This is a genomic window from Cronobacter universalis NCTC 9529, from assembly GCF_001277175.1.
Taxonomy (GTDB): Bacteria; Pseudomonadota; Gammaproteobacteria; order Enterobacterales; family Enterobacteriaceae; genus Cronobacter; species Cronobacter universalis.
Genome location: NZ_CP012257.1, coordinates 2,006,909 through 2,021,727 on the forward strand (window position 1 = coordinate 2,006,909; position 14,819 = coordinate 2,021,727).

Sequence of the window (14,819 nt, forward strand, 5' to 3'; positions counted from 1 at the left end):
AGTTATGTCTGGAGGATTAGTTACGGCTGCGTACATCGTCGCCGCAATTCTCTTTATTTTCAGCCTGGCGGGGCTTTCGAAGCACGAAACCTCACGGCAGGGCAACCTGTTCGGCATCGCGGGGATGGCGATCGCGCTGATCGCCACTATTTTCGGGCCATACGCCAGCAATGTGGGCTGGATAATCATCGCGATGGCGATCGGCGGGGCTATCGGTATTCGCCTTGCTAAACGCGTTGAAATGACCGAAATGCCGGAGCTGGTGGCGATTCTGCACAGCTTCGTGGGCCTCGCGGCGGTGCTGGTGGGCTTTAACAGCTACCTGCACCACGAGCCGGGTCTCGCGCCGGTGCTGGTCAATATCCATCTGACCGAAGTGTTCCTCGGCATCTTCATCGGCGCGGTGACCTTTACCGGCTCGGTGGTGGCGTTTGGCAAACTGCGCGGCAAGATCTCTTCTAAACCGCTGATGCTGCCGAACCGTCACAAACTGAACCTGGCGGCGCTGGTGGTCTCTTTCATTCTGCTGCTGATTTTCGTGCAGACAGAGAGCGCCGGCATGCAGGGCTTTGCGCTGTTCGTGATGACGGTTATCGCGCTGGCGTTCGGCTGGCATCTGGTGGCGTCTATCGGCGGCGCGGATATGCCGGTGGTCGTCTCCATGCTGAACTCCTATTCCGGCTGGGCGGCCGCGGCGGCAGGCTTTATGCTGAGCAACGATCTGCTGATCGTCACCGGCGCGCTGGTGGGGTCTTCGGGCGCTATCCTCTCTTACATTATGTGTAAGGCGATGAACCGCTCGTTTATCAGCGTGATTGCCGGTGGCTTCGGCACCGACGGCTCCTCCACCGGCGAGAGCGACGAGGTGGGCGAGCACCGCGAAATCACCGCGGAAGAGACGGCAGAAATGCTGCGCAACTCTACGTCTGTGATCATCACCCCCGGCTACGGCATGGCGGTGGCGCAGGCGCAATATCCGGTGGCGGAAATCACCGAGAAGCTGCGCGCGCGCGGCATCAAGGTGCGTTTCGGCATTCACCCGGTGGCGGGCCGTCTGCCGGGGCATATGAACGTGCTGCTGGCGGAGGCGAAAGTGCCTTATGACATCGTGCTGGAGATGGATGAGATCAACGACGATTTCAGCGATACCGACACGGTGCTGGTGATTGGCGCGAACGATACCGTCAACCCGGCCGCCCAGGACGATCCGAAGAGCCCGATCGCCGGGATGCCGGTGCTGGAAGTGTGGAAGGCGCAGAACGTTATCGTTTTCAAACGCTCAATGAACACCGGCTATGCCGGCGTGCAGAATCCGCTGTTCTTTAAAGAGAACACGCAGATGCTGTTTGGCGACGCCAAAGCGAGCGTCGACGCCATCCTGAAAGCGCTGTAATTTGCTTCTATATCCAGAACCGCCAGCCCGCTGGCGGTTTTTTTCGCCCGTCGCCTGCGTTGCGGCAATAAAAAACCCGCCGGGCGGCGGGTTTTCTTCAGACGAGTGACGTCAGTCGTCATCGTCCTCTTCATCATCGAGCTCGACGCTGCTCTGGAAATCGTCCGGCTTAATCACCAGCAAATCGCAGCGCAGATGGTCAATCACCTGCTCGGCGGTGTTGCCGAGAAACGCCGCGGAAATCCCGGTGCGCCCGATGGTGCCCAGCACCACGATCCCGGCCTGTAAATGCTCCGCCAGATCCGGAATGACTTCTTCCGGCAGCCCTTTTTCGACATGCGTGACGCGCTCGCCGATGCCGAATTTCTGGCGCAGGGCTTTCATCGCCAGCAGATGCTGGCCGCGAATGGCGTCGTTATAAACGCTCGGGTCGAAATCGGGAAGCTCGATGGCGATGTTAATCGGCGTCGCCGGGTAGGCGCCCACCAGATGCACTTCGGTATGGTTAACCTGTTCGGCCAGGTGCAGCGTTTCACGCACCAGTTTCTCGTTCAGGCCTGTGTGGTAAGGCTCTTCGCTGGCGAGATTCACCGCCACCACGGCTTTACCGCCTTCCGGCCACGGCTGGTCTTTCACCATCCAGACCGGGCAGGGGCATTTACGCAGCAGGTGCCAGTCGGTCGGCGTGAAAATCACCGATTCCAGACGGTCGTGCTGGTGCGCCATTTTCAGCAGCAGATCGTGATGGCCGCTGATCACTTCCTGGATGATGGCTTCAAAGGGACGGTTATGCCAGACCACTTTGATATCGATGGGCACGCCCGCTTCTAAATAATATTTCGCCTGCTCGCGGATCCACGCGGTGCGCTGGCTGATAACGCCCTGGCGCATCGCGGTGCGCTCGTCAGGGGAGAGCAGGGTGGTCATTTCGTAGGAAAAGTCATAGATCGGCAGAAAGGCTTTGATTCGCCCGCCGATCCGCTGGTGTAGATAAACTGCACGCCGTAGAGCCGGTTGGTCATCCTGATTGGGGTCGATGGCCACCAGCATGTTTTGATACCTTGCCATACAGGGTCTCCTTACAACTGCTTACCCACAGTTTGTCGTTTAAGAGTAACCCATATGATGTGAATGAAACAGGAGAGAATTCCCAGCCGGATCAATAAATCACGAAAAATTAACGATCCGGCGGGAGAGGAAAAGCTTAAGCCACGTTGCGCGATTGACCGGCGAGTTCCGCCAGAATTTCGTGGTTTTCGATGGTGATATATTTGCCTTTTACCGCCAGCATTCCGCTCTTCTGGAAACGGCCCAGCAGACGGCTGATGGTTTCTACCGTCAGGCCGAGGTAGTTGCCGATATCGCCGCGGGTCATGGTCAGGCGGAATTCGCGAGGCGAGAAGCCGCGTTCGGCGAAACGGCGCGACAGGTTATAGATAAAGGCCGCGAGGCGCTCCTCGGCGTTCTTTTTCGACAGCAGCAGGATCATATCCTGGTCGCCTTTGATCTCGCCGCTCATCAGACGCATCATCTGCTGGCGCAGGCTCGGCATTTTACCGGAGAGATCGTCGAGCGTCTCGAACGGGATTTCACAGACCATGGACGTTTCCAGCGCCTGAGCGAAGCTTGGGTGATGCGCGGTGCCGATAGCATCAAAACCCACCAGATCGCCTGCCAGGTGGAAGCCGGTGATCTGCTCGTCGCCCTGTTCGGTGATGGTGTAGCTCTTAATCGTGCCGGAACGGATAGCGTAAAGCGATTTTAATTCATCGCCCGCTTTGAAGAGCGTTTGCCCTTTCTGGATGGGCTTTTTGCGCTCGATAATATTATCGAGCTGATCAAGCTCATGCTCATTCAGGGTAAAAGGGATACACAACTGGCTGATACTGCAATCCTGGCAATGGATGGCACAACCGCCAGACTGAATGCGTCGTATAATTCGCTTTTCCGGGATCATAAGTTCGCTCAAGCCTTAATTGATATTAGTCAATTTTAACATAAATTGACCGCACAGGTAAATCGGGCTAATGCGCAATAAGACAAAAGATCCTGGTTCAAATCTGACGTTTACTGCCATCCATCTGAATTACGGCGTATTTAATAATTGCCGGAAAATATTATTTTACGATGTGAATTAAAGCAGTAAATAACCTTCATGGCGCAGCAGCCACTCTTTGCGCGCCACGCCGCCCGCATAGCCGGTTAAGGTGCCGTTACGGCCAATAACGCGGTGGCATGGCACCACGATGCTGATGGGGTTTGAGCCGTTTGCCGCCCCCACGGCGCGGGCCGCGCCCGGACGTCCCAGACGCGCCGCCATCTCGCCATAGTGCGTCACCTGGCCGCACGGAATGGTGCGCAACATCTGCCAGACTTCCCGCTGAAACGGCGTTCCCGCCGTGGCGGTGGGCAGCGTGTCAATCACCGCCAGATCGCCGGCGAACCACGCGCGCAGCGCGTCTGAGAGCCCGCCCGGGTTAACACAGCCCACGCGGCGAAAGCCTTCCTGACGGTAGTGAATGGCGAGCAGCTGCTCCATGCGATCGCTGTGTTCTTCCCACTCGACGGCGCGCAGACGCGACGCTTCATCGGCAATGATCCACAGCGGGCCCAGGGGCGTGTCGATTTTATCTTCCAGTAACGTGAGCATGCGCGTCTCCTTGTTAAGGCGTCAACATAGCATGGCGACCAGCGGCTCGCCATACCGCCACAGGGGGAGCGGAGGGGGATAATAACGGGCACTCCATTGCCCGAAGCGGCCGGTAAACGGCGCGCCCACAGCACTGCGAATGGCAGGGTAAGGGATAACCTTTGCGCGAAGCCGCCTGCATTTCCGGAAAAAACAGAGCGGGCTCTCTTTTTTCTGGAAAATAAAAAAACAGAGCCTGAAGACATCATATTCAGGCCCCACAGTACACACAGCAGCGCATCCAGGCTTTGTACCGCGATTATTATTCCTTAACATGCGGATAAGAAATATATAGCAACATAAATGCATATTGTCACAGCGAAGGGGTGATTTCATTCACATATATTTAACACCAAACATTAACAGAGCTAAATAATGTGATCCCGGCTGACAATGTTCATTGCGCCGCCGCGCGGACAATGCGCCTGCGTTTCTGCTCTTTTCCGCTTCGCCTGAACGGTACGCGACATAACCGTGCAGAAAATAGTGCGCACAGCGCCGCACATTGAGCCATTCTGAAAGGGAAGCTATAGTGTGCGCCCTGACGAAGTCCCGGAGGATTGACCGTGAACCCTGACGACAAATCACTCTTTCTTGACGCCATGGAAGATGTCAAACCCCTGAAAAACGCCAACGTCGCGCCGTGCCTGAAACCGAAAGCCCCGCGCCTTGTGCCGCGTGTCGACACCTTACAGCTCGACAACCCGCTGACCACCGGCTTTCTGGATCTCATCCCGCGCGAACAGCTGCTCGAATTTCGCCGCGAGGGGCTCCAGCAGGGCGTGCTGGATAAACTGAGGCTCGGTAAATATACCCAGCAGGCGAGCCTCAATCTGCTGCGCCAGCCGGTGGAGCAGTGCCGCCAGATGCTCTTTACGTTCATCCATCAGGCGAAACGCGACGGGCTGCGCAATCTCCTGATCATTCACGGCAAAGGGCGCGAGGATAACTCCCACGCCAATGTCATCCGCAGCTATCTGGCGCGCTGGCTGACTGAGCTCGATGACGTGCAGGCGTTTTGCGCCGCGCTCGCCCACCACGGCGGCAGCGGGGCCTGTTACGTGGCGCTGAAAAAATCCGCCGAGGCGAAGCAGGAGAACTGGGAGCGCCACGCCAAGCGCAGCCGCTAATCCGCACCGGGCGGCAGTCGCCCGGTATCTCTGCATGACACCTTCCAGCTGCCGCGCTGCGGTTTCCGCTATCTTTAACAGGACCATTCCCTGTCGCCTGGAGGTTTCATATGAAAATGATTGCAGCTTTACTCATATGGAAACCGAATAAAACAGTGTTAGCATGAGCCGCTTATGTGGTAACGACTTAATGAGGCAGTATGAAAATTCAGCTCATCGCAGTAGATATGGACGGCACCTTTCTCAACGACAACAAACAGTACGACAAAGAAAGGTTTACCACGCAGTATGCGGCGCTGAAGCAGCAAGGCATTAAATTTGTGGTGGCGAGCGGCAACCAGTATTACCAGCTCATCTCGTTCTTCCCGGAGATCAAAGATGAGATAGCCTTTGTCGCTGAAAACGGCGCGCTGGTCTATGACCACGGCGAGCGCATCCATCACGGCGAGCTGACCCGCGGGCAGTATCATCAGGTGGTGAATACGCTCTCAGCGCAGGGCGATTTCAACTATGTGGTTTGCGGGCTTGCGAGCGCGTATTACCAGGCGGGCGCGCCGGAGGCGTTTATCAGCCTGATGTCGAAGCACTATCACCGCCTGAAGCCGGTGGAAAACCTGCTCGATATCGACGACACCATCTTTAAATTTTCCCTCAACCTGCCGGATGACCAGATCCCGGCGCTGATTGAGAACCTGCACAACGAGCTTGAAGGCGTCGTTAAGCCCGTGACCAGCGGCTACGGGTTTGTGGATCTGATTATCCCCGGATCGCACAAAGCCAGCGGTCTTGAGCGCCTGATGGCGCGCTGGAATATCACGCCGGAGGCCTGCGTGGCGGTGGGCGACAGCGCCAATGACCTCGAAATGCTGCGTCTGGTGAAATACTCGTTTGCGATGGATAACGCGGCGGCGGAAGTGAAAGAGACGGCGCGTTATGCGACCGGATCGAACAACCAGAGCGGCGCGCTGCAGGTGATCGACGCCGTGCTGTCTCACCACAGCCCGTTTAACGCGCAGTAGCCGGGCGCACAGACGCCCGGCGGCAGATCAGGCTGGCACAAACGGCTCGCCGAGCGTCAGCATCAGGCGGTTCGCCCAGGCGAAAAACGCGGTGGCCTGCGCCAGATCCAGCAGTTCCAGGTCGGTCAACCCCTGCTCACGGAGCGCTGCCACATGCGCCGCGCCAGCCGTGGCGGGGGTGGCCGACAGCGCGGTGCTGAAATCGATAATCGCCTGCCAGCGCGCCGATTGCCCCGCGCTCAGGCTCCCGCCCGGCGCCACCTCCAGCAAACGCTGCACCGCGTCGTTATCTTTCGACAGCTGACTCGCCTTGCGGGCATGGACCGAGGCGCAGTAAATGCAGCCATTCACTTTGCTCGCGACGGTCGCCGCCAGCTCCCGCTCCGCCCGCGACAGCCCGCCTGGGGTGTAGAAAATCCCTTTGTCCGTCAGCGTCCGGGCTTCCAGCACGGGCAGGTTACGCGCCAGCAGGCGGAAATAGCCGGAGTCCTGATGCCCGAATCGGCGCAGCGTCTCCTGCTCATCCGGGCTGAAGGCGGCGAGCGCTTTCGGCGCAAGCCACGGCTCCCAGCCCAGTTCAGCCTGCGTGAAGGCGGTCGGGGCAGGCTGTCCGCTCTGCGTGGTGGGCGTGGTATGCCAGCGGCCAGCGGGCGGTATGGCCGTCTCGCCCGCCACGCGCCCGCCGTTAATCAGCCGGTAGCCGCGCAGCAGTCGGCTCTCAAAACTGACAAACGCCACCACCTGCGCGAGCGTCACAATGGCTTCTTCGCTGAACCCGGCGTCCGTCAGCGCCGTTATCGCCTGCGCGGTCGCCTGTACCGGGCGAAACGCCAGGATCTCCGCATGGCCGAGCGCGGCGGAGAGACGCGCGGGCGGCGCCTGTTCGTCTTTCAGCGCCACCGAATAGTGCGCGTACAGCGCCTCATCCTCATGCCAGCGCGCCACCTCGCGGGCGAGATGCAGGCGCTCCGCGCGGGTGAGATCGCTTGCGCCGTCAAACAGCGCCTCGCGGCTACGTGCAATGTTCTGCGTGGCGGCGTCGCGGGTGGCGCGCGCCAGCGCCAGCGGAGAGCCGGGGGCGATATCCGCCAGGGTATCGAGAAGATCGGGCGAGCGGGTCATAAGGTTTCCTTGATCGGGTTAAGGGAGGCGACATCAGCGAACGGCGCGGCCGGTTTCCAGCCAAGCGCAGGCGCCACCTGCTGCGCCAGCAGCGAGATGGAGCGCAAAATAAACGGGTGCGGCGGATCGATGGAGTGCACCTGGAACGACAGATCGGTGGCGCGCGCCAGCGCCGTATCGCGCGACAGCGTGGCGAGCGTTTCCTGCGGCGTGCCGAGGTGCACATCGAACGCGGCGATATAGTCCTCCAGCGTCTCGCCCGCGAGCCGGTGGCCCTGGGCGCGGAACTGCGTCGCCTGGGCCGCAAGCCCGGTCTGCGCGAAGCGGCGGGCGTCGTCGCCGTTATCCGTCACAAACGCGGTGCGCGAGGCCATAATGCGCGGCGCGACGCCGGCGGGCAGCGCGTCGAGATAGGCGTCGATAATCGGGTTTTGCAGCGCGTCCAGCGGCATATCCGGCTCGCCTGGCGGACGCGGCTGGGTGCGTGACAGCATCAGGCCGTCGCCGTCGCGGCCGGCGCGCGCGCCGCCGTCCACCGAGAAAGTCGCCTGCCAGAGCCGCAGACGCAACCCGCGCGCCGCCGGGTAGAGGTGATTATCGGTGCCCGCCAGCGGTTCATCGTTCAGCGCCGCGCGCAGCAGCGCCAGATGACGTCCATAGGCCTCGCCGCGTTCTTCGCTCTGCAGCCCGAACGGCGGGAACGAAGAGGGCGTGCCGCCGGAGCCCAGCCCCAGCTCCACGCGCCCGTCGCTGAGCAGATCCAGCACGGCGGCGTCTTCCGCCACGCGCAGCGGCGATTCCATCGGCAGCGTAATGATCCCCGTGCCGAGACGGATGCGTCGCGTCTGCGCCGCCACATGCGCTAAAAACAGCAGCGGCGAGGGCAGCCCGCCTTCCGCTTCATGAAAGTGGTGCTGCGCCACCCAGGCGGTATCAAAGCCGCTGCGTTCGGCGTGCAGGATCTGCTCGGTGGCGAGGCGGTAGCGCTCGGCCGCGCTGACGCGGTCCAGCAGACGGGTGAAAAAACCTAAACGTTTTTTGGTCATGCGACATCCTTATTAAACGGGCGGGGCGCCGGAATGGCGTCCAGCAACTGGCGCGTGTAATCGCTCTGCGGCGCGTGGAACACGGAGGCGACATCGCCGTGCTCCACAAGCTTACCGGCGCGCAGCACCGAGACCTGATGTGCGAAGCGGCGCACGGTCGCCAGATCGTGGGAGATAAACAGGTAGGTGAGGCCGAGCTCATCCTGCAAGGTTTCAAGCAGCGTCAGGATCTGCGCCTGCACGGTGACATCCAGCGCTGACGTCGCCTCATCAAGAATGACGATTTGCGGGCCGGGGATCAGCGCCCGCGCGATCGCCACGCGCTGACGCTGGCCGCCGGAGAGCTGATGCGGCCTGTGCGCCAGTAGCGCAGGGGCCAGCGCCACGCGCGCGGCCATGTCATAGACTTTCTCGCGCCGCTCGGCGCGGGAGAGGCGGGTAAAGTTGCGAAGCGGCTCTTCGATAATCGAGAACAGGCTCTGGCGCGGATCGAGCGACGAAAACGGGTTCTGCCAGACCATCTGAATCGTCTGGCGCAGCGAGCGGCGCGCCTCGCGGCTGAGCGTGGCGTACTCTTTGCCATTAACCGTCACCGTGCCGCTGACCGGCGTCTGAAAGCCGAGCAAAATGCGCGCCAGCGTGGTTTTGCCGCTGCCGGATTCGCCCACCAGCGCATGGGTCATGCCGCGTTCCAGCGTCAGGTTTACCGCATCCAGCGCGGTCAACGTATGGCCGCCGCCCAGCGTGAAGCGTTGCGTCAGCGCGCGGATCTCCGCAGCCGGCGGGCCATTTCGCGCCGGGCGCGTCCGAAAGCCGTCGGCGAACGCCGGAGCGTCGGCAAAGAGCTGCCGGGTATAGGCCGCGCGCGGCGCGTGGGTGATTTGCGTAGCACCCCCCAGCTCCTGGATCTCGCCGTGACGAAACACCAGCAGCCGGTCGGCGCGCGAGGCGGCGAGCGCCAGATCGTGCGTGATAAACAGCACGGCGGTGCCGGCGTCGCGGCGCAGTTCATCGAGCAGATCGAGAATGCGCGCCTGTACCGTCACATCCAGCGCGCTGGTGGGCTCATCGGCGATGATAAGCGCGGGCTTCAGCGCCAGCGCGATGGCTATCAGCACCCGCTGTTTCATGCCGCCGGAGAGCTGGTGCGGATACTGCTTCGCCCGCAGCGCCGGTTCGCTCAGCCCGACGCGCGCGAGCAGCGCCGCCACTTCCGCGTCACGCGCCTGTCGGCTAAGCCCGGTGTGAAGCGCTAACACCTCCGCGACCTGATCGCCGATGGTTTTCACCGGGTTCAGCGAACTGCCGGGGTCCTGCGGCACGAGGCTGATGACTTTGCCGCGCAGGGCGTTCATCCGCCGTTCGCTTGCGTGGGTTATCGTTTCGCCGTTCAGGCGGATATCCCCGCCCAGCCATACGCCGTTTTCGCCCGCAAGCCCGATGATCGTCTGCGCGAGCGTAGTCTTGCCGGAGCCGGATTCGCCGACAATCGCCAGCACTTCGCCGGGATCGACGGAAAAAGAGACGTTATGAACCACGCGGCGCACGTCGCGCCCGTGACGCCAGCCGAGGCTGAGATTGCGCACATCCAGTACAGGTTCGCTCATCATGCTCTCCGGGTGTAGTGGTGGCTAAGGGTATTGGCGGCCAGCACCACGGCGATCGCCGCAAGGCCGGGGAAGGTGGTGAGCCACCAGGCGGTTGAGAGATAGTTGCGCCCTTCGGCAATCAGCAATCCCCATTCCGGCGTGGGCGGCGGCGTGCCGTAGCCGAGAAAGCTCAGGGTGGAGAGCGCAAGAATGGCGTTGCCGAACTGGAGCGCGGCGTAGGCCAGCACCGAGGTCAGCGAATTGGGCAGAATATGGCGCCACAGCGTGCTGAAGAACGTGCCGCCGCAGGCGATCGCCGCCTCGACATAATCGGTATGCCGCACGCGGACGACTTCGGCGCGGGCAAGACGCGCGAAGCTCGCCACCGAGGTGACGCCCACCGCCAGCGCGGCGTTCACCGTGCCAAAACCGAGCAGAATGATGACGCACAGCGCCAGCAGCAGGCCTGGGATCGCGAGCAGCACATCCACCAGCCGCATCAGCCATTGCTCGGTGCGACCGCCCGCGGCACCCGCGACGACGCCATACAGCGTGCCTGCGCCAAGCCCCAGCGCGACGGCCACCAGCGCGCCGCTGAGCGTATGCGACGCGCCCCAGACCAGCCGGGCGTAAAGATCGCGCCCCAGTTGATCGGTGCCGAGCCAGTGTTCGGCTCCCGGCGGCAGGCGCTGCGCGCCCGGCGTGCCGGTGAGCGGATCAAACGCGGTGAAGACGGACGGAAAGAGCGCCCACAACGCGGTCAGCAACAGCGTAAGCCAGGCGAGCGTCAGCCCTGGCGGCAGATGAGGACGCCGCAAAAAACGCCCGCGGCGCGCCCGGACGTGCGAGAGGTCAAGTGTGGTCATCAGGCGGCCCTCCGCGACAGTGACAGCCGGGGATCGAGCAGCGGATAGAGCAGATCCACCAGCAGATTGATGAGTACAAACCCGAGCGCCGCCACCAGCACAATCGCCTGTAACACGGCCAGATCCTGATTGTTCACCGCGTCGCGGGTCAGTTGCCCAAGCCCGTTTAAGCCAAACACGGTTTCGGTCACCAGCGCGCCGGCGATAAGCTCACCCAGCAGCAGGCCCGCGACGGTCAGCACCGGCAGCAGGGCGTTGCGCGCGACATGGCGCCACAGCACGCCGCGGTGGCTGGCGCCTTTGGCGCGCGCGACGGTGACAAAGGGCTGGTGCATCACCACGTCAATATTGCGAATCAGCAGTTGCGCCAGCGGGGCGCTGATGGGCACCGCAAGCGTCATCACCGGCAGTATCAGCCCCTCCCAGAATCCCGGATTAATCACCGGGATCAGCCGCCACTGGAAAGAAAAAAGCTGAATAAGCGTGATCCCAAGCCAGAACGTCGGCACCGCGACAAACAGCGACGGCAGCGCCGCGAACGTCCGGCGCAGCACGCGCCCGTGGCTAAGCGTGGAGAGCGCGGCGAGCAGGACGGCGATAACCAGCGCCAGCGTAAACCCGAGCGCGGCGAGGCGCAGCGTGGCGGGAAGGCTTTCGGCGAGCAGGGCGCTCACCGGTACGCCCGCCTGGAGAGAAAAGCCGAAATCCCCGCGCAGCGCGCCGCCGAGGCTTTCCAGGTATTTCCGCCACAGTGGCGCGTCGGCCCCATAGGCGGTGCGCATTTGCGCTATCTGAGCGGCGTTTAACCCCAGCTCCGGGTTCTGAAACTTAATGGCGATCGCATCGCCCGGCAGCAGTTGCAGCAAGACGAACGAGACCGTAAAGCTGGCCCACAGCACCAGCAGCGCCTGAGCGACGCGCGCGGCGAGATAACGCCCGTCCATCAGTGTTTCTCCAGCCAGACGCCGTAAAAGCTCGGACGGCCCACCGCTTCGAACGCGAGGTTTTTCACCCACGGCGCGGCGGCGTAGACCTGCGGCTCTTCGAAGATCGGAATGATATAGGCGTTATCGATGAGATAGGTCTGCGCGTCGCCCGCCGCCGCGAGGCGTTTTTGCGGGTCGACCTCCGAGGCGATGGTGGTGAGCAGCGCATTGAGTTTGTCATCGATAAAATCGGTTTTCTGGCTCAGACCGCCTTTTTGCAGCAGCGCGTCGCGGTTTAACGGGTGAAACTGGCTTTTGATGACGTCCGGATCGGCGCGGCCCACTTCCACCACGTTAACCGGCGTTTTGGCCGGGTCGAGGCTGTCCTGCGCTTTGGTGCCCGCGTCGCCCGCGCGCACGTTGAGCTGCACGCCCACCTGTCTCCACTGCTGCGCCACCAGTTGCAGCACCTCTTTATTCTGCGGCTGCGGCAGCGATTCATAGACCGTCAGGCTCAGCGGCTGTCCCGCTTTGGCCCGGATGCCGTTGGCGCCTTTTTGCCAGCCCGCTTCGTCCAGCAAACGGTTCGCAAGCGCCGGGTCAAAGGTCAGTCTGGCGCTTAAATCGCGATAGCCGGGCGCGCTTTTCGCCACCACAGACGTAGCGACCGGATAATTCGGCGAAAAGAGGGTATCGACAATCTGGCGCGCGTTGGTCGCATGGAGCAGCGCCTGGCGCACTTTCAGATCGGCCACCAGCGGGTTGGCGGGGCGAAAGGCGATGCTGTCATTGACGCCGCGGGTCGGCGCGGCATAGACCGGGAACTGCTGGTCGGCCGCCTGTTTTTCATCATAGGCCTGCACCTGGCGAATGGCGTCCGCCTGGCCTGCCAGCAGCGCGCCGATGCGCACGCTGTCTTCCGGCGTCACCACAATTTTAATGCCGTCGAGATTCGCCGGGCCCTGCTGCGCGCTGTTCTGCGGGCCCCACTGGTAATCCTTGCGCGCGGTAAGATTCACCTCGCGGCCCAGCGTCTCGCTCTGCACCACAAACGGGCCGGAGCCGATGATATGGCGCGCGTCGCCGAGTTCATCAAGATTGCGCGCGAGCGTGCTGAGCGACACCAGCCCGGAGCCGATCGCCGAGGTGCCCTGTAAAAAGCCGGGCGAGGGCTTGCTGAAGTAAAACTTCACGGTCAGCGGATCGATGACTTCGCTGCGCTGGTAGTTGTTAATCACCTCGGAAACCGGCAGGCGCTGCGCCTTATTGCCAAGTCCGTAGGTATCGAAGTTTTTCGCCACCGCACTGGCGTCAAGCGGCGTGCCGTCAGAGAACGTTACGCCGGGGCGGATTTTAAAGGTGTATTCGGTTTTATCCGCGTTGCTGCTCCAGGACTGCGCTATCCACGGCTCTATTTCCAGCGTTTTCGGGTTCTGCCAGGTGAGCTTATCGGTTATCTGGTTCAGGATGCCGCCGTTGGGGTAAAAGCCGCCTGCGGGCGGGTAGAGCGTCGTGTGCGCCTGCTGCTCCAGATAAATCAGCGTGCCGCCTTTCACCGGCGCGGCGCTGGCCGTATTTATCAGACCAAACGCGAGGCCGAGCGCCACGCCGCGCGCGGTAATGGAAAAATGCATGGTGAATGTCCCTTATCGTCCGTTGTTATTAACTGTCTGTCGACGTTATAAAAACGCAGGCCGTCGGGGATGAGAACCAACAAAAATCGCTATCTAAATGCGGAAAATATATTTGGCCCCTCCGCGGGCGCGAAGGGGCGAGGGCGTCAGAAGAAATATTTAAAGCGCACGCGGGCGCCGTAGCGGTCTTTATCGCCCTCGTTGTCATACTCGCTCTCTTTGAGCGACAGCTGCGACCAGTAGGCGCCGAGGTAGATATTGAAGTTGTCCATATCCATCACGTTGGTGAAGCCGTATGAAAGGTGGACGGTGTGGATATCATATTTGCCGGGGTATTTCAGCTGGCCGTCTTCTTCACCGACGCTCGTCATATTGAAATCATCAATATTGTTGTGCGCGTAAATATAGCCAAGCTCCAGATGACGCCACAGCACGTTGGCCCCGGCGCTGAAGTCGGTTTCGTCGTCGGCGTCCATATACGCGGTGTTAAGGTTTATCACCGTGCCGTCGTCCGGATCGTTCTTCAGGCTGTTCCAGGTGAAGGTCGCGCCATAGCCGGTGCGGTCTGACTGATCCTGAAAACGCCCCTGGGCGTCGTTATAGCCGTAAGCGTTGCTCACCACGTTGGTTTCCATCGCCACGGCGGCGGAGAAGTGGTCGTCGCGCCACGCAATCACCGGGCGCATATAAATGACGTTCTTTTTGTTCTCCAGCGCGTTGCCGTGATAGGTATCGTCGGCAAACAGCGTGGTGCCGTCTTTCACCATATTGTTCAACTCGAAATACCAGTTGCCATATTCGCCGCTGAACTGCACCGCGCCGCCGTTGCTGCTGCGCCCGCGGCCCTCTTTCATCATGTAGACATAGCCGAAACCGTCGCCGTAGATATCGTTCGCGGTGTTGCCGGAGTACTGAATAAAGGTGTCCTGATTGAGCGGGAACATGTCGTAGGCTTCAAAACGGCCGACCTTGATTTTCCAGGCCTGCGGCTGGCCGAAGTAAAACGCCGCGTCATCGAGATTGGTGTGCCCCGACAGATCCGCGAGCGGCTGCACCGTGAACCCGGCGAAATTGCCGTTTTTCTCGCGGTAACCATCCACGCCCAGCAGAATACGGCCGTTGACGTCCCACTTTTCGTGGTCGCCCGGTTTCCAGTCTTTATCGTCAGAGGTGCGCAGCGACGTAAGCTGTCCGGTGCGGCTCGCCGCATCGACGTTAAACTCCACGTCGCCGTAGAATTTCAGCTCGCCCTGCGGCGTATTCACTTTCATTTCCGCCATCGCGCAGGGCGCCAGCAGGCTGAACACACAGGGCAGTACCATCATCTTTTTCATCGTGTCTCTCTTATTGTTGTCAGTTTTTGGGCATAAGGCGGCCTTACCGCCGTCCGAAAACGGCGGTGCGG

At 61.3% G+C, this 14,819-nt stretch carries 13 protein-coding genes; 3 read left to right on the forward strand and 10 right to left on the reverse strand.

Going from position 1 to position 14,819, the window contains the following annotated elements; genetic code table 11:
• The first annotated feature begins 4 nt into the window (after positions 1 to 4).
• Positions 5 to 1,393 carry a Re/Si-specific NAD(P)(+) transhydrogenase subunit beta gene (pntB, locus tag AFK65_RS09170; RefSeq protein ID WP_038857274.1) on the forward strand — a complete coding sequence of 463 codons (1,389 nt, stop codon included), beginning with the start codon at positions 5 to 7 and terminating at the stop codon, positions 1,391 to 1,393.
• Between the two features lie 111 nt (positions 1,394 to 1,504).
• Here pntB and uspE read toward each other — a convergent pair whose 3' ends face one another.
• From uspE to ogt, 3 genes are all read right to left on the reverse strand, one after another.
• Entirely contained in the window at positions 1,505 to 2,461 is a 957-nt protein-coding gene (gene uspE / locus AFK65_RS09175) for a universal stress protein UspE (RefSeq protein WP_007697556.1), read from the reverse strand.
• Between the two features lie 136 nt (positions 2,462 to 2,597).
• A complete protein-coding gene (gene fnr, locus AFK65_RS09180) occupies positions 2,598 to 3,350 on the reverse strand; it encodes a fumarate/nitrate reduction transcriptional regulator Fnr (protein ID WP_004385865.1) in 753 nt (250 codons plus the stop codon).
• Positions 3,351 to 3,527: 177 nt separating this feature from the next.
• Positions 3,528 to 4,043 (reverse strand): methylated-DNA--[protein]-cysteine S-methyltransferase, encoded by a 516-nt coding sequence (ogt, locus tag AFK65_RS09185; RefSeq protein ID WP_038857272.1) that lies wholly within the window; start codon positions 4,041 to 4,043, stop codon positions 3,528 to 3,530.
• Between the two features lie 605 nt (positions 4,044 to 4,648).
• On the opposite strand from ogt, the gene smrA reads away from it, so the two are divergent.
• Positions 4,649 to 5,212 (forward strand): DNA endonuclease SmrA, encoded by a 564-nt coding sequence (smrA, locus tag AFK65_RS09190; protein ID WP_007697566.1) that lies wholly within the window; start codon positions 4,649 to 4,651, stop codon positions 5,210 to 5,212.
• Between the two features lie 200 nt (positions 5,213 to 5,412).
• A complete protein-coding gene (locus AFK65_RS09195; RefSeq protein ID WP_007697568.1) occupies positions 5,413 to 6,231 on the forward strand; it encodes a Cof-type HAD-IIB family hydrolase in 819 nt (272 codons plus the stop codon).
• Positions 6,232 to 6,258: 27 nt separating this feature from the next.
• Here AFK65_RS09195 and AFK65_RS09200 read toward each other — a convergent pair whose 3' ends face one another.
• The 7 genes from AFK65_RS09200 to AFK65_RS09230 form a co-directional block, all read right to left on the reverse strand.
• Positions 6,259 to 7,353 (reverse strand): alkylhydroperoxidase domain protein, encoded by a 1,095-nt coding sequence (locus AFK65_RS09200; RefSeq protein WP_007697572.1) that lies wholly within the window; start codon positions 7,351 to 7,353, stop codon positions 6,259 to 6,261.
• Entirely contained in the window at positions 7,350 to 8,399 is a 1,050-nt protein-coding gene (locus AFK65_RS09205; RefSeq protein WP_038857270.1) for a putative FMN-dependent luciferase-like monooxygenase, read from the reverse strand. Before AFK65_RS09205 ends, AFK65_RS09200 begins: the two co-directional genes overlap by 4 nt.
• Positions 8,396 to 10,006 (reverse strand): dipeptide ABC transporter ATP-binding protein, encoded by a 1,611-nt coding sequence (locus tag AFK65_RS09210; RefSeq protein ID WP_038857268.1) that lies wholly within the window; start codon positions 10,004 to 10,006, stop codon positions 8,396 to 8,398. Before AFK65_RS09210 ends, AFK65_RS09205 begins: the two co-directional genes overlap by 4 nt.
• On the reverse strand, positions 10,006 to 10,854 hold the full coding sequence (locus AFK65_RS09215; protein ID WP_038857267.1) for an ABC transporter permease: 849 nt from the start codon (positions 10,852 to 10,854) through the stop codon (positions 10,006 to 10,008). Before AFK65_RS09215 ends, AFK65_RS09210 begins: the two co-directional genes overlap by 1 nt.
• Positions 10,854 to 11,798, reverse strand: a complete 945-nt coding sequence (locus tag AFK65_RS09220; protein WP_038857266.1) for an ABC transporter permease — start codon at positions 11,796 to 11,798, stop codon at positions 10,854 to 10,856. The genes AFK65_RS09215 and AFK65_RS09220 overlap by 1 nt, the downstream gene beginning before the upstream one ends.
• Complete coding sequence (locus AFK65_RS09225) at positions 11,798 to 13,414, reverse strand: TIGR04028 family ABC transporter substrate-binding protein (RefSeq protein ID WP_038857263.1); 1,617 nt, start codon at positions 13,412 to 13,414, stop codon at positions 11,798 to 11,800. The genes AFK65_RS09220 and AFK65_RS09225 overlap by 1 nt, the downstream gene beginning before the upstream one ends.
• 146 nt (positions 13,415 to 13,560) lie before the next feature.
• Positions 13,561 to 14,748, reverse strand: a complete 1,188-nt coding sequence (locus tag AFK65_RS09230; RefSeq protein ID WP_007697588.1) for a carbohydrate porin — start codon at positions 14,746 to 14,748, stop codon at positions 13,561 to 13,563.
• Between the last annotated feature and the right edge of the window lie 71 nt (positions 14,749 to 14,819).